This window comes from Actinoplanes sp. NPDC048796 (genome assembly GCF_040650035.1).
GTDB lineage: Bacteria > Actinomycetota > Actinomycetes > Mycobacteriales > Micromonosporaceae > Actinoplanes.
On record NZ_JBEZGO010000002.1, the window covers coordinates 566,602 to 590,025 of the forward strand.

Sequence of the window (23,424 nt, forward strand, 5' to 3'; positions counted from 1 at the left end):
CTGCGAAATACCGTCAAGAACGCCACCACGCATCGAGCGGCGTCACCGGCACCGCCCGCTTGTGGCGGGTCGCGAGAAACAAGGACTCGACACGGTCCACCACCGCGGCGGACACGTCAGCGCCCTCGAGGTAGTCGTCGATGTCGGCATAGCGGACACCGAGCGCCTCCTCGTCCGGCAGGGCCGGCCGGTCGTCCTCGAGATCGGCGGTCGGCACCTTCTGCCAGCACGAGGCCGGCGCGTCCAGATGACGCAGCAGGGCAGCCCCCTGGCGCTTGGTCAGGCCGGTCAGCGGCGTGACGTCCACGCCGCCGTCGCCGTACTTGGTGAAGAAGCCGGTGACCGCCTCGGCCGCGTGGTCGGTGCCGACGACCAGCATGTTCAGCTGGCCGGCGACCGAGTACTGGATCACCATGCGCTCGCGGGCCTTGATGTTGCCCCGGACGAAGTCGCGCACCGGCTCGCCCAGGCCCGCCGCGGTCTCGGCCGCCACCGCGTCCGAACTGGGCTTGACGTTCACCGCGATCGACCGGTCGGGTTCGATGAAGCGCAGCGCGATCTGCGCGTCGTCCTCGTCGGCCTGCACGCCGTACGGGAGCCGGACGGCCACGAACGTCGCGTCGTGCCCCTCGGCCCGCAACTCGGCCGCGGCCGTCTGGCACAGCTTGCCGGCCAGGGTGCTGTCCTGGCCGCCGCTGATGCCGAGCACGAAACCCCGGGCCGGGGTCGACCGCAGGTAGTCCTTGAGGAAATCGATCCGCTGCCGGATCTCGGCCGCCGGGTCGATGGACGGCTTGACGCCGAGTTCGGCGACGATCTGCTGTCGAAGGTTGGTCATCCCACCAGTTTGTAGGCGATCCCGTCGAGAATGTCGTGTTCGGAGGCGATCACCGAGGTCTGCCCGGCGCGTTCCATGATGATGCGCAGGATCAGCGCACCGCCACCGATCACGTCGGCCCGGCCCGGATGCATCACGGGCAGTGACCGCCGTTCGGCCACGGACATGGCCAGGATTTCGGAGGTGACCGCCGCTACCTGCTCGTAGGTGACTCGGGCGTGGTGGATGCGGGAGGGGTCGTACGACCCGAGGCCCTCGGCCAGAGCGACGACGGTCGTGACCGTCCCGGCCAGCCCGACCAGCGTCTTCGCCTCCTGGCCGGGCACCGCGGCGAGTGCGACGTCGACGGCGGCCCGGATGTCCCGTTCGGCCGCGTCGATCTCGGCGGCGGCCGGCGGATCCCCGTGCAGGTGACGCTCCGTCATGCGGACGCAGCCGATGTCCATCGAGATGGCCCGGTCGACGTCGGTACTGCCCGTGACGAACTCGGTCGAGCCGCCGCCGATGTCGACGATCAGGTAGGGCGGCTCGGCCGACAGCCCGGCCACGGCGCCGGCGAACGACAGCCGCGCCTCCTCGTCGCCGCTGATCACCTCGGGGTCGACGCCGAGCACGCCGCGGACCATGTCGCGGAACTCCCGCGCGTTGTCGGCGTCCCGCGACGCCGAGGTCGCGCACATGCGCACCTTCGCCACATCGTGCGCCTCGATCTCGGCGGCATAACCCACAAGAGCTTTGCGGGTACGGGCGATGGCCGCGTCCGACAGCCGGCCCGTCCGGTCGACGCCCTCGCCGAGCCGGACGATCTCCATCTGGCGCGTGACGTCGGTCAGGCCACCGCCGGCCACGTCCGCGATGAGCAGGCGGATCGAGTTCGTCCCGCAGTCGATCGCCGCGACTCTCATAGGTGCAGCAGCATTCTCGTGTTTCCCAACGTGTTCGGCTTGACCCGTTCCAGATCGAGGAATTCGGCCACACCCTCGTCGTACGACCGCAGCAGTTGCTCATAGACGGCGTGCGGCACGGGGGCGCCGTCGATCTCGGTGAACCCGAACGAGCCGAAGAAGCTGGTCTCGAACGTGAGGCAGAAGACGCGGGCCACGCCGACCTCGCGGGCCACGTCGAGCAGCCGCTCCACGATCCGGCGGCCGATCTTCTGCCCCCGGGCCGACGGGTCGACCGCGACCGTGCGGATCTCGGCCAGGTCCTCCCACATCACGTGCAGGGCGCCGCAGCCGTACACCCGGTCACGGTCGTCGACGGCGACCCAGAACTCCTGGACCGACTCGTACAGGGTGACCGTCGCCTTGCTCAGCAGCCGGCGATCGGTCGTATAGGTGTCGACGAGATCGCGGATGGCCCGCACGTCCTTGGTCCTCGCGCGCCGGATCTCCACGCTAGGAATCCTTGCGCACACAGGGCCCGTCGGCCCACCACGGCTCCACCGCGTCGCGCACCTCGTCACCGAACGGGTTGATGCCGCGGCCCACGGCCAGCGCGTGACCGAGGTGCACATGCAGGCATTTCACCCGATCGGGCATGCCGCCGGCGGCGACGTGGGCGATCTCGGGCACGTCCTGGATCGCCGTGCGGCGGGTCACGTAGTCCTCCGCCGCCTTCCGGTACTGCTCGGCGAGCTCGGGGTCGGTCGACAGGCGCTCCTGCATGTCGCGCATGACCCCGGCCGACTCCAGCCGGCTGCACGCGGCGGTGGCGTGCGGGCAGGTCAGGTAGTACAGCGTGGGGAAGGGGGTGCCGTCCTCCAGTCGGGGCGACGTCTCGACGACGTCGGGATTTCCGCACGGGCAGCGGTGCGCGATGGCACGGGTGCCCCGGGGACGGCGGCCCAATTGGGCCTCAACAATATCGAGATCGTCTTCCAACGGTTTTTCATTCTGTTTTCCGCTGCGGGGAAGCTCAGTCATGTTATTCAGAAGACTCCGCGTCAGCGGCTCGAACGCTGTTCCACATGGTGTCGTACCAGGGGCCGGATGCGGCCGCCGGATCTTTCTGCCCGGCCTCGGCGGCGGCGCCGGCCGGGTCGTTCAGCACGAGCAGGGGCGTCTCCCCCGGCCGTACATAGAAAAGCTTCTCGCGGGCCTGGGCCCGCACATACTCCGGGTCGCTCCATTTCTGGAGCTCTTGCGACGTCTGTGCGATCTTTTCGCGCTGGGTGGCCTGATCGGCCTCGAGCTGCTCGATCTGCGACCGTTGCGCGAGGTAGACCCGCAAGGGATAGGTGTACGCCAGGGCCAGCGCGATCAGCACGATGATCAGCACCGTGGCCCGGCCGGTGAGCGCGCGCGGGCGCGGCGCCACCGTCCGTTTCGTGGTGCCCCGGCTGACCGTGACCGTGCGCCGGGAGGCCGACGGCCGGTTGCGCTGGATACGGGTGGAGCCGGTGGTCCGCACGCGCGCCGAACCGGGGCGGCGGGCCGGGCCCTGACCGCTCGGTGCTCGTCGCTGTGTCGTCACCCTGCTCCCCCGCTCGGCTGTGGGTTTGTGGCGCCCGCTCGGAGAAACCTATGCCCCGCAAAGCGGGCGCCACAACTCCATGATCTAGCGGGCGTTCGTCACGCCGTGCGGTAACGCGGGAACGCGCCCGCACCGGCGTACCGGGCCGCACTCTCCAGCTGCTCCTCGATGCGCAGGAGCTGGTTGTACTTGGCGACGCGGTCGGAACGGGCCGGCGCGCCGGTCTTGATCTGGCCGCTGCCCACCGCGACGGCCAGGTCGGCGATCGTGGTGTCCTCGGTCTCGCCCGAGCGGTGGCTCATCATGGTCGTGAAGCCGGCCCGGTGGGCCAGGTCGACCGCGTCGAGCGTCTCGGTGAGCGAGCCGATCTGGTTGACCTTGACGAGCACCGAGTTGGCCGCGCCCTCGGCGATGCCCCGGCCGATGCGGGTCGGGTTGGTCACGAACAGGTCGTCGCCGACGATCTGGATCTTGCTGCCGAGCTCGGAGGTCATCGCGCTCCAGCCGGCCCAGTCCTCCTCCGACAGCGGGTCCTCGATCGAGACGATCGGGTAGTCGGCGGCGAGCTTGGCGTAGTAGGCGATCATCTCGTCGGTCGACTTCGGGTTGCCCTCGAAGACGTACGACCCGTCCTTGTAGAACTCGGTCGCCGCGACGTCCATGGCCAGCACGATGTCGGTGCCCAGCGAGAAGCCGGCGGCCTGCACGGCCTCGGCGATCAGGTCGAGCGCGGACGCGTTGGACGGCAGGTTCGGCGCGAAGCCGCCCTCGTCGCCCAGGCCGGTCGAGAGGCCCTTCTTCTTCAGGACCGACTTGAGAGCGTGGTAGACCTCGGCGCCGGTGCGCAGCGCCTCGCGGAACGTCGGCGCCCCGATCGGCGCGATCATGAACTCCTGCACGTCGACGTTCGAGTCGGCGTGGGCGCCGCCGTTGAGGATGTTCATCATCGGCACCGGCAGGACGGCCGCGTTGGGCCCGCCCACGTAGCGGAACAGGGGAAGCTCGGCGGAGAGCGCGGCGGCCTTGGCCACCGCGAGCGACACGCCGAGGATCGCGTTCGCGCCCAGCTCGGACTTGTCGGCCGTGCCGTCCAGGTCGAGCATCTTCTGGTCGATCAGCCGCTGCTCGCTCGCCTCGTAGCCGAGGAGCTCGTCGGCGATCTTGTCTTCGACGTTGGCGACGGCCTTCTCGACACCCTTGCCGAGGTAGCGGCCCTTGTCGCCGTCGCGCAGCTCGATCGCCTCGAACGCGCCCGTGGAGGCGCCCGAGGGGACCGCGGCGCGGCCGACCGTGCCGTCGTCGAGCCCGACCTCGACCTCGACGGTCGGGTTGCCCCGGGAGTCCAGGATCTCGCGGGCGACGATCGCTTCAATGGTGGCCATGTGTCGTGTCGCTCCCTTTGTGTAACGCTGCCGTTCACCGACCGCGACCCTGCGGCCGACCACGGCAATGAGCGTATCGAGCCCGGATGGCGGGCGTACGCGCGGTGGGTGAAAAGGCTAAGGTCGCCGCCCGGCCTGCCGATGACACCGGCACTATGAGCGCACCCCTGCTTCCCGCCGACGGGTCGTACGTGGAGATGACCTCCTTCGGCGAAACGATGCCCGAAGTCCGCGTCGTGCAGTCGGCGGGGACGGTGATCACACTGTCCCTGGCGGTGGCCGACCTCCCGCCGGCCCACTCGACGGTCACGCTGCGCTGGGCGGCGGCTCCGCGCGGTCGCTACGCGCTGTCCGCCCAGGTGATGGCGATCGACGGAAACCGGGTGGACCTGCGCTTCTCGGGCGAGCCGGCGATCGAGCAGAGCCGCGACTACGTGCGCGGCGGCGGCGGGGAGCCGATCGTGCTGCTGCTGGAGGGCCAGGAGCCGGCGCAGGGCCAGGTGCACGACCTGAGTGAGCACTCCGTACGGGCCCGCTTCACCGACGTCACGGTCCGCCCCGGCGACGAGGTGACGCTCCGCATCCAGCTGGACGACGAGATCGTCGTCATTCCGGCCCAGGCCACCAAGGTCAGCTCCATGCGTCAGCAGGTGCCGGCCCGGGGGCCGCTTCAGGTGGAATTGGTGGCGATTTTCCCGGAAATCGGCGAGCATCAGGCCACAATCGTCCGTCGATACATTTTGCAGGCCCAGCTGCGGGCCCGCGCCCAATACTGATTTGCGGCGGGTTGCACGCGTAGGCCAAGGTGTCAGTCGTGCCTGATGTTCCGCGCCTTACCGTCGCCGGCCTGCTCGCCGCCGGCGCCCTGCTGCTCGGCACGACCGCCTGCACCGGCCTCGACGAGGCGAGCGCGGCCGGCCCCACCCGAGACGACCTGATCTCGGAAACGGCGGCCCAGCTCGCGGCCGGCGACACCCTGACCTACACGGCGACCTACCACCTGACCGGCGGCGACACGGCGACGATCACCCAGGAGCCCTCGCGCTCCTCCTACGTCTATCCGGGCGGCCGCCTCATCGTCACCCCGACGGCGACGATCAGATGCCAAGGCGTTTCCTGTACGAGGTCGGCGCCCGACCCGGCCGCGGCGGCCACCCTGACCGGTGCCCTGGTGACCCCCGAGGCCGCCCAGTCGATGCTGACCACGGCCGCCCTCGATCCCGAGGTCGTCTCCACCCAGCGCGACACGACCATCGCCGGCCGCCACGCCACCTGCCTGTCCCTCAAGGAGGTGTCGGGCACCCCCACCAGCGCCTTCGACCTGTGCGTGACAAACGAGGGAGCCCTGGCCAGCTTCGCCGCCACGATCGCCGGCAAAAAGGCCGACATCACCCTGACCTCCCTGACCGACGACACCGACGCCACCGCCTTCGCCGTCCCGCCCAAGGCCAGGCTCACCGCCGACCGCTGACGCCCGGCCGCGGTGATCAGTTCGGGGCGCAGAGCACGTCGTCGATGAGGCGGGTGGTTCGCTGCTGGACGGCCTGGGCCGTCTCGTCGGAAGCGGGCTGGGTGGTCAGCGAGAGCACCACCACACGGGTGCCGGTACGGCTTACGGCGTTGGCGGTGTGGGAGCCGGGGACGTCACCGCCGTGGGACCAGTAGCCGCCGCAGCGGTTGGGGGTGAACTCGATGCCCAGGCCGTAGCGGGTGCCGTCCTGCCACGTCTCGGCGGGGACCGTACGGTGCATCTCGGCCATCTGGCGTGGGGGCAGCAGGCGGCCCTGCTGCAGGGCCTGCCAGAAACGGGCCAGGTCGGCGGGGGTGGTGACGAGGCCGCCGGCCGAGGCGGCCACGGTCGGGTTCAGCACTGTCGTGTCGTGCCGCGGGCCGTCGGGGGTCCACTGCTGGTAGGCCGTGGCGTGCGGGGACGGCAGGGTGGCCCGGTCGCCGGGGTAGAAGGTGTGCCGCAGGTTCAGCGGGCCGACGATGCGCCGGTGGACTTCCGACGACCACGTACGGCCGGTGACCCTCTCCACGATCATGCCGGCCAGGATGTAGTTGGTGTTGGAGTAGTCCCAGCTCGCGCCGGGGGCGAAGACGGGCTCGTGCTTCATCGCGACGGCGACCAGATCGGCCTGGCCGTAGTGGTCGAGGCGGTGCGCCAGATAGCCCTCGTACGAGTCCAGGCCGGCCAGATCGTTCGTGTAGTTGTAGAGGCCGCTGGTGTGCTGCAACAGCTGCCGGACGGTGATGCGGCGGCCGTCGTTGCCGTTGCCGGTGACCACGCCCGGCAGCCAGCGGTCGACCGTGTCGTCGAGGGCGAGGCGGTGTTCGGCGGCCAGCTGGAGCACGACCACCGCGACGAAGGTCTTGGTGTTGCTGCCCATCCGGAAGTAGCCGTCGGCCGGCGCGTCGCCGGCCCGGGCGCGGTCGGTGTCGCCGCCGGCCCGGCTGAGGGCCTGCACCCCCGTGATGCCGATCCGGTGCAGATCGTCGGCGGCGGACTGGAGCCGGTGGTTTCCCCTCGCGGCGGCGGCCGGGGCGGCGGCTCCGGCGACGAGGGTCGCCACCAGGGCGGTGGCGACACCCCACTGCATATGACGTTTACGCATGACTCGACCGTACGAACGCTATCGACGCCGCCCTATCCCGTAGGCCCCCCGACGACTGGTGGTGCTACGTCTACCTGGTCAGGCGGAAGCTCTGGGCGGCGGTGCCGTTGCAGGCGTACTGGACGAGCTGGACGCTGTCGGCCTGGGAGGCGGCGGGGACGTCCAGGCACTTGCCGCTGTTGCGGTTGACGAAGTGGTAGTAGCCGCCGCCCTCGCTGACGGGCTGCCATTGCTGGTTCGCTCCACCGCCGTACGACCAAGTCTGAATCTTGGCATTGTCGGCTGTGGACACATCGGTCACGTCGAGGACCTGGGCGGCGGCGGCACGGTGGGCGATGCGCACGTAGCCGCTGTCGGCCGGGGTGAACTGGTACTGCTGGGCAGTGCTGGCGTTGCAGGCGTACTGCTGAATCGCCGTGCCGTTGACCGTGCCGGCGGAGCGGGCGTCGACGCACTTGCCGCTGTTCTTGTTGACGACCGGATACCAGGCGGCGGGGTCGATGGGCTGCTCGGCCGGAGGCTCGCCGCCGCCGCTCTGGCCGGCCAGCCACAGGATGCTGTTGATGAGCCACTGGTTCTGCTGAGGACTGGCGAAGGTCGAGGACGTACGGGTGTTGGTCTCGTAGTTCATGCCGTTGTGCCCGAAGTTCGTGTAGATCATCTTGTAGTTCCGGTTGGACCAGATCAGCGGGTAGTAGCCGGAGCGCCACTGCTGATTGGGATCGGTGCCGACCGGGAAACTCGACGCGTCGATCGAGGCCAGGATGTCGATGTCCGGGTTCTGGCGCAGGTCGCGGCTCCACGAATACCACTCGCTGACCGACGACGGGATGGTGGCGGGCAGGGACGCGGTGGTGGGGTGCGTACGGTCGTCGATGCGCAGCGTCTCGGCGGTGGGCCCCCAGGTGTTGGTGGCGAAGTTGCCGGAGCCGAGGAACGTGTTGTAGTACCAGGACCACTCGCCGGCGTTGGTCGTGAAGGCGCTGACGTGGAAGCCGAGCCAGGCGCCGCCGTTCTGCATGTACTGCTGGAAGGCGGCCCGCCGGTCGGCCGGCGGCGCGTCGTCCAGGAACATGACGACCTTGTAGCCGGCCAGGCCGGTCGCGCTGAGCCGGCTCCAGTCGGTGGTGGCCTCCCAGGTGAAGCCGTTCTGGGCGCCGGCCTGCGGGAACCATTCCCGCGCTTCCTTGTCGAAGTCGATGTGCGCGGCATCCCACGTTCCGTTGTAGAACGCGAGCACCTTGAACGGCGCCGCCGCCCGGGCCGCGGTGGGCACGACAAGCACGGCAGCGGCCGCGAGCAGAGCGATGAGGACACGTCTGAGCAGACTCATGTCAGATACCTCAGGGTTCTCGGGGATGTCGGGGACGCGGCCGCTGACACCCATCCTGGAGCATCGACAGAGGTTGATTCAAGGAATAGTTAATGTAATTTTCTATTCGTCGACGCCGTCCGGCTCGACGAACGAGCGGTCGGCGGTGGTCACTGAAGGCGATGGCCTGCCGGGAAGTCAGCTCCTTGGTCGTGATGACCACGTCGATCGAGGTGATATTCCCCCGCCCATCGGCTGCGACGGTGCACCCAACGGAAGGTAGCCGGACTTCGCCGGAAGCCCTCGTACCGTGAGTGGCGCGCTCGACGAAGGTGACGTGCCGGGTGAAGGTGCCCAGACCCGGGGGATCCTGCTCGTCGCGTGGTCGATGGTGGCGTAGTCGGCGCTGACGGGAGTCCACGGTTCGCAGCCGCCGCAGCGCGGCCCGGCACTCGTCCTTCGCGTCCGGGCCGCTCGTCGCCGGCGTGCGTGCTTACGGCTCAACTCCTCCCCGTCGCAGGAGGTGCAGCCGGTCAGCAGCGGGCAGTGGTTTCACCGCACGACACTCCACTGTCGACAGCGATCGTAGGGGGCCGGCGGCCGGGGTCAGACGCCGAGGAGGGTGCGCAGGTGGCGTGTGGGTGGGGAGCCGTGGGCGAGCATGGCGTCGTGCCAGGCCTTCGGGGTGGCGCCGAAAGGACGGGCGGCGGCCAGGGAGGCGACCTCGGTGTAGCCGACGAAGTAGGTGGAGAGCTGGGTCGACGTGAGCAGCGCGCGGCGCCACTTGCCGGCGGCCTCGCCCTCCTCCTGGAAGCCCGGGCCGGTCATCAGGGCCATGGCCTCGGACTCGGGGAGTTCTTCACAGTGGACCAGCTGGTCGATGATGGCGTTCAGGCTCATGCGGAGCTGCATCTTGAGCTGCTGCAGCCGCACCGGCAGGCCGCCGAAGCCCAGGTCGGCCATCACCTCCTCGGCGTACACGGCCCAGCCCTCGACGAACGGGCCGGACCAGCCCATCGAGCGGACGCGGGTGGCGGCCCGGAAGCGGCGGGCGTGCGCGAGCTGCAGGAAGTGGCCGGGCATGGCCTCGTGAACCGTGAGGTCGCGGATCATGTGGTCGTTGTACTCACGGTAGAACGACTCGACCCGCTCGGCCGGCCAGTCGGCGGGGGCCGGCGAGATGCAGTAGAAGGTGGGTACCTCGGCGGTCTCCAGCGGGCCGGGCGGGTCGCAGTAGGCCACGGCGACGCCCCGGGCGAACTCGGGCATCTCCTCGATGACCAGGGGGTCGTCGAGCAGGGTGAGGACGTCGTGTTTGCGGACGAACTCGGTGGCCTCGTCCATCGTGACGCGGGCCAGCCCGACGATGGTGTCGTCGGCCGGGTGCTGGGCGGCGAGGCTGTCCAGGGCGCGCCGGACGGTCTCGTCGGTGGCCGGGCCGCCGACCAGCTCGGCCGAGGCCCGGCGGAGCTGCTCGCCGACCCGGGCCAGGTTTTCCCGGGCCCGGGACAGGACCTCGGCGGCGGGCAACTCGGTGTCGAGCGTGTGCCAGAGGCGGGCCTCCCAGAGGCGGCGGCCCAGGCGGGGATCGCGGCCGGGATCATTGCTCTCGAGGCGGGCGCGGAGCCAGCCGTCGAACTCGGCCAGCGCGGCCAGCGCGGTGGCCGCGGCCGGCTCGACGGTCGCGGCCAGGCCGGGCTCCTGCTCGAGCAGGACGGGCAGCTCGTCGCGGATCAGGCCGGCCGTGCCGGCGAACTGGCCGACAGCGGTCTCGGCGTGGATCCGCGGGACGTCGCGCAGCACGGCCCGGGCGGTGGCCAGGGCGTCGGGGATCGCGGCGAGACGGCCGGCCACGCTGGCCAGGCGCTCCTCGGCGGGGGCGAACTGGCGCGACAGAAGGGCGTGCAGCAGCGGGCCGGGGTTGTGGTGCAGCGGGTTCCACTCGTGTTCGCGGACGTCGGTCGCCTCGAACAGGCCCCGCTCCACGATCGCGGACAGGATCGCGTGGTCGACCTGCTCCTCGGGCTCGAGACCGTCGGCGTCGACACCGGACAGGGCGTCGGCCGCGTCGCGCAGCATGGCCACCTTGGCGCTGACGGCACCCGGCGACAGGTCGGGCATGCGGTCGTCGAAGCGGTGGTCACCCGTCTCGGTGGCGAGCCCGGGCTCGGACTCGAGGATGGCGTCGACGATGCGCTCGGCTAGCGGTACGAACTCCGGCATGGTCTGAAACTTACTCGGGGGGTACGACGTTTTCGCGCGCCCGCACCGCGTCGGCGTAGGCGAGGGCGGCCTGGCGCAGAAGGTGTTCGGCGTCGGGCGACTCGGCGACCAGGCGGAGCAGGCGCGAGCCGACATCATCGCCGGTGGGCAGCGGCACATCGAGGCCGGCTCGTCGCGTACGGGAAAGGATTTTGGCACTCAAAGCCAGAGCCGGCTGGGAGAGGGCGACGCCGTCGAGCACGGACTGGCGGGATTTCTCGGCTTTCTTGATGCGTTCCCAGTTGGCGGTGATCTCTTCGATGCCGTCCACCGCCTCACCGGCGAAGACATGCGGATTACGGCGGATCATCTTCTCGACGAAGCCCCCGGCGACGTCGTCGATGCTCCAGCGCTCGTCCTCGGGATGCTCCTCGGCCAGGCGGGCATGAAGGAGAATTTGCAGGAGTACGTCGCCGAGCTCCTCCCGGAGCGCATCGGTGTCACCGGCCTCGATGGTGTCGTAGGCCTCGTAGCTCTCCTCGAGAAGGTAAGGCGCCAGGGTCTGGTGGTTCTGCTGCCGCTTCCAGGGATCACCACCGGGCGAGACAAGCTGATCCATGACCGCGACGGCGTCGAGAAGCCGGGCGCCGGGCGGATCCCAGGAGCCGTACATGAGCTCAAGCTCGGCCAGCCCGGGCTCACGAGCGAGACGAAGCCCAAGCATACGGGCAAAGCTCTCGTCCCCATCCGGCCCCGCGAGCCAGACGACGGCGCTTCGCTCGTCCACCCCGCCCGGCTCCCCGTCGTGCCCCACCACCCGCTCGCCGCCAGGTCCGACCACCCGCTCGCCCGCAGACCCCGGCCTCCGCTCGCCATCAGGTCCGACCACCCGCTCGCCAGCAGACCCCGGCCTCCACTCGCCGCCAGACCCCGACTCCCACTCGCCGCCAGACCCCGACTCCCGATCGCCGCCAGACCCCGACTCCCACTCGCCGCCAGACCCCGCCACCCGCTCGCCAGCAGGCCCCGACCCGCGCCCGCCGTCAGATCCCACCACCCGCTCGCCGCCAGACCCCGAACCCTGTTCTGCGACCGACATTTCGGGAATGTCCGAAGAGGAAGGGAGTGTGGTTTCGGCGAACGCGGGATTCGGCGTCACACCCCCGGAGGCAGAATCCGGCGTGATGCTCGCGGAGGTGAGGTTGAGCGCGTTGCCAGTGGAGGTGGACGCGGTCCCCGCAGGCACAGGGTTGGCCGCGACGCTCGCAGAGGAAGGGGTGGCCCCGACTCCCTCAGGCGCAGGGGCGGACCCGACGCCCTCAGGCGCAGGGGCGGACCCGACGCCCTCGGACGCAGGGGTAGACGTAATCCCCACCGAGGCGGGGGCCGGCGCGGCACCCGTCGAGGCGGAGGTCGGCGCGGCACCCGTCGAGGCGGAAGATGACGCGGCACCCGCCGAGGCGGAGGTTGGTGCGGCACCCGCTGAGGCGGAGGTTGGTGCGGCACCCGCCGAGGCGGAGGTTGGTGCGGCACCCGCCGAGGCGGAGGTTGGTGCGGCACCCGCCGAGGCGGAGGTTGGTGCGGCACCCGCCGAGGCGGAGGTTGGTGCGGCACCCGCCGAGGCGGGGTTCGGGGCGGGGCCCACCGAGGTGAGGGCGATAGGGGCGCCCAGGAAGGTGGGGACGCCGGTCGGTGAGGCGGTGACGCCCAGGGTGGCGAGCAGCGTCTCCGGGCTGGGGTCGATGACCGTTACCGGGACGCCGCTTGCTCGTAGGGCCGCGGCCTGGGGGGACTCCGCGGCCGTGAAAACCGGGTGGGTGCGGACGGTGTCCCACGCGGCGGCTGTCAGTAAACCCGCTGGTAGGCGGGGGGACGTGACGAGCAGGATGATCCGAGCGGTCATGCCGCCAACTCTGCCAGCGGGTCAGGGCAGGTCGGTCACGGGGGCACCGGCGTCGGCCGCGCCCAGGGGGACCGTGACCAGCGGGCGGAGTTCGCCGTTCTGGGTCTGGAAGTCGAGGACCGAGATCTGCAGCGGCTGGTAGCGGGGGTTGACCTTGATCTTCAGGTCGCCGGCGGCCGAGGCCACCTCGTTGCGGACCGCGGCCGAGGTGGAGACCAGCTGCTGGTTTTCGGCCGGCAGCTGGGTTTTGAACTGGTCGTACGTCATGGCCGGGTCGACCTCGCCGGCCGCCTTCAGCGTGTCGTACACGGTGCGCAAGTCGTCGTCGCCGGGCCGGGCCGACGCCGAGCCGGCGCGCTCGCGGAGCAGGCGGATCAGCGCGTCCGACTCGGCGTAGAGCCGCACGTACTCCGCCTGCTCCGGCAGTTTCAGCTGGGTCGCGTAGTCGCCCAGCGGCAGGTTCGTCGGCAGCGTGACGTTCTCGTTTTTCGCCACCTGGCTCATCACGTCGACGCTGACCAGCGCCTTCACGATGTCGCCGCGCGAGATCGGCACGGCGCCCTTGGCCCCGGCGTCGGTCAGCGCGGTCTGCGCGTCGTCCCAGATCTGCTGGACGCGCTTCTCGGTGATGCGGCCGGAGTCCCCCACGTACGCGGCCACGGAGGGCTCGCTGCGGCAGGCGGAGAGGCCGGCCACGGTCAGGGACGCGACGACGGCCATGGATGCGAGTCGGCGGGCACGCTGCATGGCCAAGACTCTCTCACGCCTCGTATGACCCACGTCACCCGCCCCGCCGATACATCACACCTTTGCCGGCACGGGCTCTCCCAGGACGTCGGTCAGGAGCTGGGCGCACCACTCGAGCAGGGCCTGGTCGCGCAGCGGCTCGCCGCCCAGCCGGCGGGTGCTCGGGCGGGGCACGCTCACCTGGTCGTTGGCCGGCTTGTAGACCGAGTCGGGGTGGTAGCGCTTCAGGCGCATCTGCTTCGAGTCGGGCAGGGGCAGCGGGGAGAAGCGGATGTGCTTGCCCTGCATCGAGACGTCGGTCAGGCCGTACTGCCGGGCCCGCTGACGGAAGCGGGCCACCGCGATCAGGTTGGCCACCTGGGCCGGCGGCTCGCCGTAGCGGTCGGTCATCTCGGCCACGACCTCGCGCAGCTTCTCCTCGTCGCGGGCCTCGGCCAGCTTGCGGTACATCTCGAGGCGCAGGCGCTCGACCGCGATGTACTCGACCGGCAGGTGCGCGTCGACCGGGAGATCGATCTTGACCTCGGGCTCCTCCTCGGGGCGTTCGCCCTTGAAGGCCTGTACCGCCTCGCCGACCATCCGCACGTACAGGTCGAAGCCGACGCCCTCGATGTGGCCGGACTGTTCGCCGCCGAGCAGGTTGCCGGCGCCGCGGATCTCGAGGTCCTTCATGGCCACGTACATGCCGGCGCCGAGCTCCGTGTGCTGGGCGATGGTGGCCAGGCGCTCGTGGGCCTGCTCGGTGAGCGGTTTCTCGCCCGGGTAGAGGAAGTAGGCGTACGCCCGCTCCCGGCCCCGGCCGACCCGGCCCCGGATCTGGTGGAGCTGGGCCAGGCCGAGCAGGTCGGCCCGCTCGACGATCAGCGTGTTGGCGTTCGGGATGTCGATGCCGGACTCGACGATCGTGGTGCAGACCAGGACGTCGAACTCCTTCTCCCAGAAGCCGACCATGACCTTCTCGAGCTGTTCCTCGCTCATCTGGCCGTGGGCCACCGCGACCCGGGCCTCGGGGACCAGCTCGCGCAGCTTGCGGGCCGCCTTGTCGATCGACTCGACCCGGTTGTGCAGGTAGAACACCTGGCCGTCGCGGAGCAGTTCGCGGTGGACGGCCGCGGCCACCTGCTTCTCGTCGTGGGCGCCGACGAACGTGAGCACCGGGTGGCGTTCCTCGGGCGGGGTGGCGATGGTCGACATCTCACGGATGCCGGTGATCGCCATCTCCAGGGTGCGCGGGATCGGCGTGGCCGACATGGTGAGCACGTCGACCGAGGCGCGCAGGGCCTTGAGCTGTTCCTTGTGCTCGACGCCGAAGCGCTGCTCCTCGTCCACGATGATCAGGCCGAGGTTCTTGAACTTGGTCGAGTTGGCCAGCAGCCGGTGGGTGCCGATCACGATGTCGGCGGTGCCGTTGGCCGCCTGTTCGAGGGTCAGCCGGGCCTCGGCCGGCGTCTGGAAGCGGGACAGCTGCTTGATGGTGAGCGGGAACTGCGACATGCGCTCGGTGAACGTGTTGTAGTGCTGCTGGGCCAGCAGCGTGGTCGGCACGAGCACGGCCACCTGCTTGCCGTCCTGCACGGCCTTGAAGGCGGCCCGTACGGCGATCTCGGTCTTGCCGTAACCGACGTCGCCGCAGATCAGCCGGTCCATCGGAACTGACAGTTCCATGTCGTGCTTGACCTCGGAGATCGCGGCCAGCTGGTCGGGGGTCTCCTGGTACGGGAAGGCGTCCTCCAGCTCGCGCTGCCAGGGCGTGTCGGGGCCGAAGGAGTGGCCCTGGGAGGCCTGCCGCGCCGCGTACAGCTGGATGAGCTGGGCCGCGATCTCGCGGACCGCCTTGCGGGCGCGGGCCTTGCTCTTCTGCCAGTCGGCGCCGCCCATCTTGTGCAGCGCCGGCGACTCGCCGCCGACGTAACGGGAGAGCTGGTCGAGCTGGTCGGTCGGCACGTAGAGCCGGTCGCCGGGCTGGCCCCGCTTGGACGCGGCGTACTCGAGCACGATGTACTCGCGGTCGGCGCCGTTCACCGTGCGCTGCACCAGCTCCACGTACCGGCCGATGCCGTGCTGCTCGTGCACCACGAAGTCGCCCGGCTTGAGCTCGAGCGGGTCGATCGTGTTGCGCCGCCGCGAGGGCATCTTGCGCATGTCCTTCGTGGACGCGCCGCGGCCGCCGGTGATGTCGTTGCCGGTGATCACCGCGAGCTGCGAGGTCTCGTCGATGAAGCCGTGGTTGAGCCCGCCGCAGGTGACGATCAGCTGTCCGGGCTCGATCGGCTCCTGGAGGGAGTCGGCCGGGGTGACGCCCAGGCCGGCGTCGCGCAGCACCTCGGTGGCGCGCTGGGCGGTGCCGTGCCCCTCGAAGACCAGCGCGATGGCCCAGCCGGCGGCGGACCAGTCGTGCAGGTCGGCGGCGAGCTTGGCGGTGTCGCCGTGGTAGAGCGGCACGGGCTGCGCGGCCAGCGCGATGGCGTCACCGGCGTCGGGCGTGACCTCGACCGCGGGCGTCTCCAGCCACGGTTGGTCATCGACCGAGGCGTCGGAGGACTCGACCAGGCCGAACGGCGACACCGTCCACCAGGGCTGACGCAGGGTCGCGGCGTGGGCCCGTACATCGGCAAGGGTTTTGAAAGCCGCGGCGCCGACATCGATCGGCGCCTGGCCACCGACGGCGGCCGCGGCCCAGGAGGCTTCCAGGAATTCCGCTGATGTACGGGTGAGGTCGTGCGCCCGCGTGCGGATGCGCTCGGGATCGCAGAGCAGCACGTGCGTGTCGGCGGGCATGCAGTCGAGCAGGAGCTCCATGCTGTCGGTGCCGTCGAGCAGCGCCGGCGCGAGGGACTCCATTCCTTCGACCGGGATGCCTTCGGCCAATTTGTCCAAGATTTCCGACAGTTCGGGATGTTCAGCGGCCAGCGCGGCCGCTTTCGCGCGGACCGGCGGCGTCAGCAAAAGCTCACGACAAGGGGGCGCCCACAAACGCTGAACCGGGTCGATGGTGCGCTGGTCGGCGACGGCGAAGGTGCGGATCTCCTCGACCTCGTCGCCCCAGAACTCGACCCGGGACGGGTGCTCGTCGGTGGGCGGGAAGACGTCGAGGATGCCGCCCCGGACGGCGAACTCGCCGCGCTTGGTGACCAGGTCGACCCGCGCGTACGCCATGTCGGTGAGGCGGCGGGCGACCCCCTCGAGCTCGGCCTCGCCGCCGGTGGTGAGCTCGACCGGCTCGAGATCGCCCAGGCCCTTGAGCTGCGGCTGGAGCACCGAACGAACGGGCGCCACGACGACCTGGATCTCCTCGCCGGCCGCCGGGTGGGCCAGGCGGCGCAGCACGGCCAGGCGACGGCCGACCGTGTCGGAGCGCGGGGAGAGCCGCTCGTGCGGCAGCGTCTCCCAGGACGGGTAGACCACGACCCGGTCGGCCGGCAGCAGGCAGCCGAGCGCGTCGGCCAGGTCGTCGGCCTCACGGCTGGTGGCGGTGACAGCCAGAACGGGGCGGCCGGCGCTGCCGGCCACCGTGGCGACCAGGAACGGCCGCAGCGAGGCGGGCGCGGTCAGGTCGAGCGAATCGGAGTCGACGAAGCCCTTACGCGCCAGGTCACGGGCGCGCGCGAGGCCACGGTCGCGGAGGGCGGCCGGGATCAAACCGGAAAGCTGCATGACGGAGTTCCCCACGTCGAATAACCCCAACGCCCAGGAGGGGCGGGGGTACGCCGACAAGTCTAGTCCGCGGGTCCGACATTCGATGGACGCACAATATGTCCGACAAATCTGTCTATGCCGGGAGAAGGCTGAGCGAGCACAACTCTCAGGGAGGCCAACGTGCGAATCCTCCTGCTCGTTACGGCGTTCAACGGCCTGACCCAGCGTGCCTGGTGCGCCCTGCGCGAGGGCGGACACGATGTCGGTGTGCAGCTCGCGACGAGCGCGGCCGACATGATCGAAGGGGTCCGGCGGGCCGCCCCCGAGCTCATCATCTGTCCCTTCCTCAAGGACCGGGTGCCGGCCGAGATCTGGCGGCACTGGCGCACCGTGATCATCCACCCCGGCCCGGTCGGCGACCGCGGCCCGTCCTCGCTGGACTGGGCCATCGCCGAGGGCGCCCGGTCGTGGGGCGTCACCGCGCTCCAGGCCGTCGAGGAGATGGACGCCGGGCCGGTCTGGGCGACCCGGACCTTTCCCATGCCGGCCACCCCGCCGCGCAAGTCGTCGCTCTACAACGGGCCGGTGGCCGACGCGGCCATGGAGTGCGTCCTCGAAGTCGTGGCCAAGGCGGCCGCACCCTCCTTCACCCCCGCGCCGCAGGACACGGGTCGTCCCCGGCCTCTGATGACCCAGGACGACCGCGCCTTCGACTGGAGCGACCCGACCGAGCGGATCCTGCGGGCGATCCGGGCCGCCGACGGCGCGCCCGGGGTGCGCACGGAGGTCGGTGGCCTGCCGGTCTTCGCGTACGACGCCACGCCGGGCCTCGGCCGCCGCGCCGACAAGCCGGGCCAGATCCTGAGCCGCCGGCAGGGCGCCGTCCTCGTCGGCACCGGCGACGGCAGCATCTGGCTCGGCCATCTGCGAGCGGCCGACCCGGCACACCCCCGGGCCCGGATCAAGCTGCCGGCGACGACGCTGCTCGGTGCCCGCCTGCGCGGGGTGCCGCACTCACCCCTTCCGGTCGGCGCCGAGCCGGAGTCCCCGGCCGCGTACCGGCAGGTGCGCTACCGCCGGACCGCGCGCGTCGGCTGGCTCACCTTCGACTTCTACAACGGCGCGATGGCGCCCGGGCACTGCCGCCGTCTGCTGGCCGGGCTGCGGTACGCGGCCGCGCAGGACACCGGCGTGCTGGTGCTGCGGGGCGGGACCGACGCGTTCAGCAACGGCATCCACCTCAACGTCGTCGAGGCCGCGCCCGACCCGGCCGGCACGGCCTGGGCCAACATCCGGGCGATCAACGACGTGTGCCGGGAGATCATCGGCTGCACGCGGCAGGTGGTCGTCGCGGCGTACGCCGGAAGCGCCGGCGCGGGCGGGGTGATGCTCGGTCTCGGCGCCGACATCGTGGCGGTCCGCGAGGGGATCGTCCTCAACCCCTATTACGACATCGGGTTGTACGGGTCGGAGCTGCACACTTTCACGCTTCCCCGCCGGGTCGGAGCCGACCGGGCCCAGCAGCTCGTCGAGGGCAAGCTGCCGGTCAGCGCGGCCCGGGCGGTCACCCTCGGGCTGGCCGACGAGGCCGGCCCCCGGCACCCCGACGCGTACGGCGAATGGCTGACCGCCCTGGCCGAGCGCGAGAGCGACCCGCGCACCAGCCGCCGTCGCCGCCAGGCGAAGGCGCGCCGCCTGGCCGCCGAGCGCGTGCCGCTGGAGGTCTACGAGGCCCGTGAGCTGGCCGAGATGAGCCGCGACATGTTCGCCGACCGGTCTGGCTTCGCCGCCGCCCGGCACGCCTTCGTGCACAAGACCCGCCCCTCGGACACCCCCGCGCGGCTCCAGTTCGAGCCGGTCGGCCGGCCGCGCCGCCGCCTTCTGCGCCCCGCGATCCCGGTCTCGGCCTGATCCCGGTTCCATTCCGGCAAGAGGAGGTGAGACTTCCCTCAGTTTGCCCGGCGCTGGGGTGGCGCCGATACGATCGGCGAAGTCGGGACAGCGCTGTCCTGGAGCACCTTGAGGCGAAGGAGCGCCCCCCGATGACAGACCAGCATGGCCACCTCGATCCCGAAGGTCCTGACGCGGCCCTACGCGCGGACATCCGGAGGATCGGCACGCTTCTGGGCCAGACCCTGGCTCGCCAGGAAGGACGCCCCCTGCTCGACCTGGTCGAGGAGGTACGCGCCCTGGTCCGCCAGGACGCGCAGGCCGCCGCCGACCGACTCGCCGCGATGGACATCACCACCGGCACCAAGCTGGCCCGCGCGTTCTCCACGTACTTCCACCTGGCCAACATCACCGAGCAGGTGCACCGGGCCCGCGACCTGCGCCGGCGCCGCGCCCGCGACGGCGGCTGGCTCGACCAGGCGGCCAAGCTGATCGCCGAGAAGGGCGTGCCGTCGGACGAGGTGGCCGCGGCCGCCCGCCGGCTCGCGGTGCGCCCGGTCTTCACCGCGCACCCGACCGAGGCGTCCCGGCGCTCGATCCTGTCGAAGCTGCGCCAGCTGGCCGACACGCTGGACGCCGAGGCGTCGGACGCGATCCTGTACGGCCAGGCCGACACCACCGCCTCGACCCGCAAGTTCGCCGAGCTCATCGACCTGCTGTGGCAGACCGACGAGCTGCGGCTGGACCGGCCGGAGCCGACCGACGAGGCCCGCAACGCCGTCTACTACCTGCGCGACCTGTACGCCGAGGCCGCCCCGCAGGTGCTCTCCGACCTGGCCGAGACGCTGCGCCAGCTCGGCGTCGAGACCGCGCCGACCTCCCGGCCGCTCACCTTCGGCTCGTGGATCGGCGGCGACCGCGACGGCAACCCGTTCGTCACGCCCGCCGTCACCCGCGACGTCCTGCTGATCCAGCACGAGCACGGCATCCAGGCCACCGAGGCGGCCATGGACCAGCTCATCGACGTGCTGTCGGTGTCGCGCCGGCTGCGCGGGGTGTCGCTGGACCTGTCGGCCTCGCTGGCCAAGGACCTGGACAACCTGCCCGAGGTGGCGCCCCGCTTCCGCCGGACGAACGCCGAGGAGCCGTACCGGCTCAAGGTCCGCGCGATCAAGGCGAAGCTGGCCAACACCCGCGAGCGCCTGCGCAACGGCACCGCCCACGTGCCCGGCCGCGACTACCTGGGCAGCGACGAGCTGATCAGCGACCTCGAGCTGATGCGGGCCTCGCTGGCCCGCAACTCGGGTCAGCTCACCGCGGTCGGCGTGGTCGCCACGACCATCCGCACGGTGTCGGCCTTCGGCCTCCAGCTGGCCACGCTCGACGTGCGCGAGCACGCGGAGAAGCACCACGAGGTGCTGCAGCAGATGTACGCGCAGGTCGGCGAGGTCGATGACTACGCGGCGCTCGACCGCTCGGACCGGACCAAGCTGCTCGCCACCGAGCTGGGCGGCCGGCGGCCGCTGGCCAGCGCCGACACCCCGCTCACGGACTCGGCCCGCAAGACGTTCGACGTGTTCAACACGATCCGCGAGGTGCAGGACCGCTTCGGCGCCGACGTCATCGAGACGTACATCATCTCGATGACCCTGGGTGTCGACGACGTGCTGGCCGCGGCCGTGCTGGCCCGCGAGGCCGGCCTGGTCGACATCCACACCGGACGGGCGCGGGTCAACATCGTGCCGCTGCTGGAGACGCCGGCCGAGCTGGACGCGGGCGGCGACCTGCTGGACGAGATGCTGTCGCTGCCGGCCTACCGCGAGATCGTCCGGGCCCGGGGCGACGTGCAGGAAGTCATGCTCGGCTACTCCGACTCGAACAAAGAGGGTGGCATCACCACCAGCCAGTGGGGCATCCACAAGGCGCAGCGCAAGCTGCGTGACGTGGCGGCCCGGCACGGCGTGCGCCTGCGGCTGTTCCACGGCCGGGGCGGCACGGTCGGCCGTGGTGGCGGTCCCACGCACGAGGCGATCCTGGCCCAGCCGTACGGCACGCTGGACGGCGCGATCAAGGTGACCGAGCAGGGCGAGGTCATCTCCGACAAGTACACGATCCCGGCTCTGGCCCGGGAGAACCTCGAGCTCACGGTGGCCGCGGTCCTGCAGGCGACGCTGCTGCACACCGAGCCGTCGGTGGACCAGGAGCGGTTGGCCCGCTGGGACGCGACCATGGACTGCGCCTCGGACGCGGCCTTCCGGACGTACCGCAGCCTGGTCGAGAACCCGGACCTGCCGGCCTACTTCTGGGCGGCCACGCCGACGGAGCTGCTGGGCGCGCTGAACATCGGCTCCCGCCCGTCGAAGCGGCCGAACGCGGACGCCGGCCTGGGCGGCCTGCGGGCGATCCCGTGGGTGTTCGGCTGGACCCAGACGCGGCAGATCGTGCCGGGCTGGTTCGGTGTCGGCTCCGGCCTCAAGGCGGCCCGCGAGGCGGGCAAGACCGAGGTTCTGGCCGAGATGTACGGCGACTGGCAGTTCTTCAAGACGTTCCTGTCGAACGTCGAGATGATGTTGACCAAGACCGACCTGTCGATCGCCAAGCGGTACGTGGAGACGCTGGTCCCGGATCACCTGCACCCGATCTTCGAGACCATTCAGGCCGAGTACGAGCTGACGGTGCGCGAGGTGCTGGCCATCACCGGCACGTCGGCTCTGCTGGAGGGGCAGCCGGAGCTCAAGCGCACGCTGGGCGTCCGGGACACGTACCTGGAGCCGCTCCACCACCTCCAGGTGGCGCTGCTGCGGCAGTACCGCGACCTGAACGAGGCCGAGCGTCAGCTTCAGGTGGGCCCCGGTGCGCGGCGGGCCCCGTCCGACTCGACGGCCCTGGAGCGCGCGCTGCTGACCTCGGTCAACGGCATCGCGGCCGGCATGCGTAACACCGGCTGATCTTCAGAAAGGCGATGGCCGGGCACCCCCGCGGGGGTGTCCGGCCATATTTACATGGGTAACTTTCCATGCCATGGTGGGAGCGCTCCCAACCCCCTCACTGGAAGCGAATCCCCATGCGAAAACTCATCCTGGCCGGAGCGACCCTGCTCGCGGCCGCCGCGACCGTGCTGGTCGCGGCCCAGCCGGCCAGCGCCGCGACCGCCGCCTTCACCGTGGTCAGCTCGTGGAACAACGGCTACCAGGGACAGGTCGCGGTCACCAACAACACGTCGTCGACGATCACCACCTGGCGGGTCGAGCTGACCTTCCCCGCCGGCACGACCGTCGCCCAGTCGTGGAACGCGACCCAGTCCGGCACCGTGTTCACGCCCGTGAGCTGGAACGGCACCCTGGCCCCGGGCGCCTCGGCCAGCTTCGGCTTCATCGCCAACGGCTCCGGGCGGCCGACCGCCTGCACGATCAACGGGGCCTCGTGTGACGGCTCGACTCCCCCGCCGACCACCCCTCCGCCGACCGGCTCCACCCCGGTGGCGATCAACGGCCAGCTGCGGGTCTGCGGCGTGCACCTGTGCAACTCGTCGGGGCAGACGATCCAGCTCAAGGGCATGAGCACGCACGGCCTGCAGTGGTTCGCCGACTGCTACAACGACGCCTCGCTGGACGCGCTGGCCACCGACTGGCAGGCCGACCTGCTGCGGATCTCGATGTACGTGCAGGAGCAGGGCTACGAGACCAACCCGTCCGGCTTCACCTCGCGGGTCAACAGCCTGGTCGACGAGGCCGCCGAGCGGGGCCTCTACGCCATCGTCGACTTCCACACGCTGACGCCGGGCGATCCCAACTACAACCTGGCCAACGCCAAGACGTTCTTCGCCAACGTGTCGGCCCGCAACGCCGCCAAGCCGAACGTCATCTACGAGATCACCAATGAGCCCAACGGGGTCAGCTGGGCCGGGATCAAGTCGTACGCCGAACAGGTCATCCCGGTCATCCGGGCCAACGACCCGGACGCCGTGATCATCGTGGGCACCCGCGGCTGGTCGTCGCTCGGCGTCTCGGACGGCTCGACCTCCAGCGAGATCGTGGCCAACCCGGTGAACGCGTCGAACATCATGTACGCGTTCCACTTCTACGCGGCCTCGCACAAGGACAACTACCGGGCCGAGGTGCAGCGGGCGGCCGCCTCGCTTCCGCTGTTCGTCACCGAGTTCGGCACCGTCACCTACACCGGCGGCGGCGCGGTCGACCTGGCCAGCACGGGCACCTGGCTCGATCTCCTCGACCGGCTCCAGATCAGCTACGCCAACTGGACGTACTCGGACGCCGACGAGAGCAGCGCCGCCTTCAAGCCGGGCACCTGCGGCGGCCCGACCTACGCCGGCACCGGCGTTCTGACCGAGTCGGGAACCTACCTGCGCAACCGCATCCGCAACTCCTGACCTTCAGGGCTCCGGGCGTTCTCGCCCGGAGCCC

The 23,424-nt window shown here is 70.8% G+C and carries 17 protein-coding genes and 1 pseudogene; 5 read left to right on the top strand and 13 right to left on the bottom strand.

Translation table 11 applies throughout. The annotated features are described in order from the left end of the window. Positions 1–13: 13 nt before the first annotated feature. The 6 genes from nadE to eno all read right to left on the bottom strand — a co-directional run bounded on the left by nadE (position 14) and on the right by eno (position 4,695). Positions 14–838 carry an ammonia-dependent NAD(+) synthetase gene (gene nadE, locus AB0C26_RS10945; RefSeq protein WP_360245137.1) on the bottom strand — a complete coding sequence of 275 codons (825 nt, stop codon included), beginning with the start codon at positions 836–838 and terminating at the stop codon, positions 14–16. Further along, positions 835–1,743, bottom strand: coding sequence for a Ppx/GppA phosphatase family protein (locus tag AB0C26_RS10950; RefSeq protein WP_360245140.1), 909 nt, complete (start codon positions 1,741–1,743; stop codon positions 835–837). Before AB0C26_RS10950 ends, nadE begins: the two co-directional genes overlap by 4 nt. Next, positions 1,740–2,234 (bottom strand): amino-acid N-acetyltransferase, encoded by a 495-nt coding sequence (locus tag AB0C26_RS10955; protein ID WP_360245143.1) that lies wholly within the window; start codon positions 2,232–2,234, stop codon positions 1,740–1,742. Before AB0C26_RS10955 ends, AB0C26_RS10950 begins: the two co-directional genes overlap by 4 nt. 1 nt (position 2,235) lies before the next feature. Then, positions 2,236–2,721, bottom strand: coding sequence for a DUF501 domain-containing protein (locus AB0C26_RS10960; RefSeq protein WP_360245146.1), 486 nt, complete (start codon positions 2,719–2,721; stop codon positions 2,236–2,238). Between the two features lie 43 nt (positions 2,722–2,764). Next, positions 2,765–3,313, bottom strand: coding sequence for a septum formation initiator family protein (locus AB0C26_RS10965; protein ID WP_360245149.1), 549 nt, complete (start codon positions 3,311–3,313; stop codon positions 2,765–2,767). A 98-nt stretch (positions 3,314–3,411) separates the two neighbouring features. After that, complete coding sequence (gene eno, locus AB0C26_RS10970) at positions 3,412–4,695, bottom strand: phosphopyruvate hydratase (protein WP_360245152.1); 1,284 nt, start codon at positions 4,693–4,695, stop codon at positions 3,412–3,414. A gap of 155 nt (positions 4,696–4,850) precedes the next feature. On the opposite strand from eno, the gene AB0C26_RS10975 reads away from it, so the two are divergent. Together AB0C26_RS10975 and AB0C26_RS10980 are read left to right on the top strand one after the other, a co-directional pair. Continuing rightward, the gene (locus AB0C26_RS10975) at positions 4,851–5,471 is read left to right on the top strand and encodes a PilZ domain-containing protein (RefSeq protein ID WP_360245155.1); all 621 of its coding nucleotides are present in this window, start codon (positions 4,851–4,853) and stop codon (positions 5,469–5,471) included. A gap of 38 nt (positions 5,472–5,509) precedes the next feature. Then, positions 5,510–6,166 (top strand): hypothetical protein, encoded by a 657-nt coding sequence (locus AB0C26_RS10980; RefSeq protein ID WP_360245158.1) that lies wholly within the window; start codon positions 5,510–5,512, stop codon positions 6,164–6,166. Between the two features lie 16 nt (positions 6,167–6,182). Here the strand turns inward: AB0C26_RS10980 and AB0C26_RS10985 are convergent, their stop codons facing one another. The 7 genes and pseudogenes from AB0C26_RS10985 to mfd form a co-directional block, all read right to left on the bottom strand. Then, positions 6,183–7,310 (bottom strand): serine hydrolase domain-containing protein, encoded by a 1,128-nt coding sequence (locus AB0C26_RS10985; protein WP_360245161.1) that lies wholly within the window; start codon positions 7,308–7,310, stop codon positions 6,183–6,185. Between the two features lie 70 nt (positions 7,311–7,380). After that, the gene (locus AB0C26_RS10990; protein ID WP_360245164.1) at positions 7,381–8,643 is read right to left on the bottom strand and encodes an RICIN domain-containing protein; all 1,263 of its coding nucleotides are present in this window, start codon (positions 8,641–8,643) and stop codon (positions 7,381–7,383) included. Between the two features lie 585 nt (positions 8,644–9,228). After that, entirely contained in the window at positions 9,229–10,845 is a 1,617-nt protein-coding gene (locus AB0C26_RS10995; protein WP_360245167.1) for a DUF885 domain-containing protein, read from the bottom strand. Positions 10,846–10,855: 10 nt separating this feature from the next. Continuing rightward, entirely contained in the window at positions 10,856–11,611 is a 756-nt protein-coding gene (locus AB0C26_RS11000) for a MazG family protein (RefSeq protein WP_360246514.1), read from the bottom strand. Between the two features lie 951 nt (positions 11,612–12,562). Continuing rightward, positions 12,563–12,727 (bottom strand): annotated as a pseudogene (locus AB0C26_RS11005) (nucleoside triphosphate pyrophosphohydrolase); the annotation flags it as partial. 21 nt (positions 12,728–12,748) lie between these two features. Next, positions 12,749–13,447 (bottom strand): hypothetical protein, encoded by a 699-nt coding sequence (locus AB0C26_RS11010; protein ID WP_360245170.1) that lies wholly within the window; start codon positions 13,445–13,447, stop codon positions 12,749–12,751. Positions 13,448–13,528: 81 nt separating this feature from the next. Further along, entirely contained in the window at positions 13,529–17,128 is a 3,600-nt protein-coding gene (gene mfd / locus AB0C26_RS11015; protein WP_360246516.1) for a transcription-repair coupling factor, read from the bottom strand. Between the two features lie 162 nt (positions 17,129–17,290). Here mfd and AB0C26_RS11020 point away from each other — a divergent pair, with 162 nt between their 5' ends. The 3 genes from AB0C26_RS11020 (at position 17,291) to AB0C26_RS11030 (ending at position 23,390) form a co-directional block, all read left to right on the top strand. After that, positions 17,291–19,021 carry an enoyl-CoA hydratase-related protein gene (locus AB0C26_RS11020; protein ID WP_360245173.1) on the top strand — a complete coding sequence of 577 codons (1,731 nt, stop codon included), beginning with the start codon at positions 17,291–17,293 and terminating at the stop codon, positions 19,019–19,021. 131 nt (positions 19,022–19,152) lie between these two features. Beyond that, positions 19,153–21,948, top strand: a complete 2,796-nt coding sequence (gene ppc / locus AB0C26_RS11025) for a phosphoenolpyruvate carboxylase (protein ID WP_360245176.1) — start codon at positions 19,153–19,155, stop codon at positions 21,946–21,948. A 116-nt stretch (positions 21,949–22,064) separates the two neighbouring features. Next, positions 22,065–23,390, top strand: a complete 1,326-nt coding sequence (locus tag AB0C26_RS11030; RefSeq protein ID WP_360245179.1) for a cellulase family glycosylhydrolase — start codon at positions 22,065–22,067, stop codon at positions 23,388–23,390. Positions 23,391–23,424: the final 34 nt, after the last annotated feature.

Coding starts and splice junctions, on each gene's coding strand:
- nadE (WP_360245137.1), bottom strand. CDS start 838: ATGACCAACCTTCGACAGCAGATCGTCGCCGAACTCGGCGTCAAGCCG.
- AB0C26_RS11010 (WP_360245170.1), bottom strand. CDS start 13,447: ATGGCCGTCGTCGCGTCCCTGACCGTGGCCGGCCTCTCCGCCTGCCGC.
- AB0C26_RS10995 (WP_360245167.1), bottom strand. CDS start 10,845: ATGCCGGAGTTCGTACCGCTAGCCGAGCGCATCGTCGACGCCATCCTC.
- ppc (WP_360245176.1), top strand. CDS start 19,153: ATGACAGACCAGCATGGCCACCTCGATCCCGAAGGTCCTGACGCGGCC.
- eno (WP_360245152.1), bottom strand. CDS start 4,695: ATGGCCACCATTGAAGCGATCGTCGCCCGCGAGATCCTGGACTCCCGG.
- AB0C26_RS10990 (WP_360245164.1), bottom strand. CDS start 8,643: ATGAGTCTGCTCAGACGTGTCCTCATCGCTCTGCTCGCGGCCGCTGCC.
- AB0C26_RS10975 (WP_360245155.1), top strand. CDS start 4,851: ATGAGCGCACCCCTGCTTCCCGCCGACGGGTCGTACGTGGAGATGACC.
- AB0C26_RS11030 (WP_360245179.1), top strand. CDS start 22,065: ATGCGAAAACTCATCCTGGCCGGAGCGACCCTGCTCGCGGCCGCCGCG.
- AB0C26_RS10985 (WP_360245161.1), bottom strand. CDS start 7,310: ATGCGTAAACGTCATATGCAGTGGGGTGTCGCCACCGCCCTGGTGGCG.
- AB0C26_RS10950 (WP_360245140.1), bottom strand. CDS start 1,743: ATGAGAGTCGCGGCGATCGACTGCGGGACGAACTCGATCCGCCTGCTC.
- mfd (WP_360246516.1), bottom strand. CDS start 17,128: ATGCAGCTTTCCGGTTTGATCCCGGCCGCCCTCCGCGACCGTGGCCTC.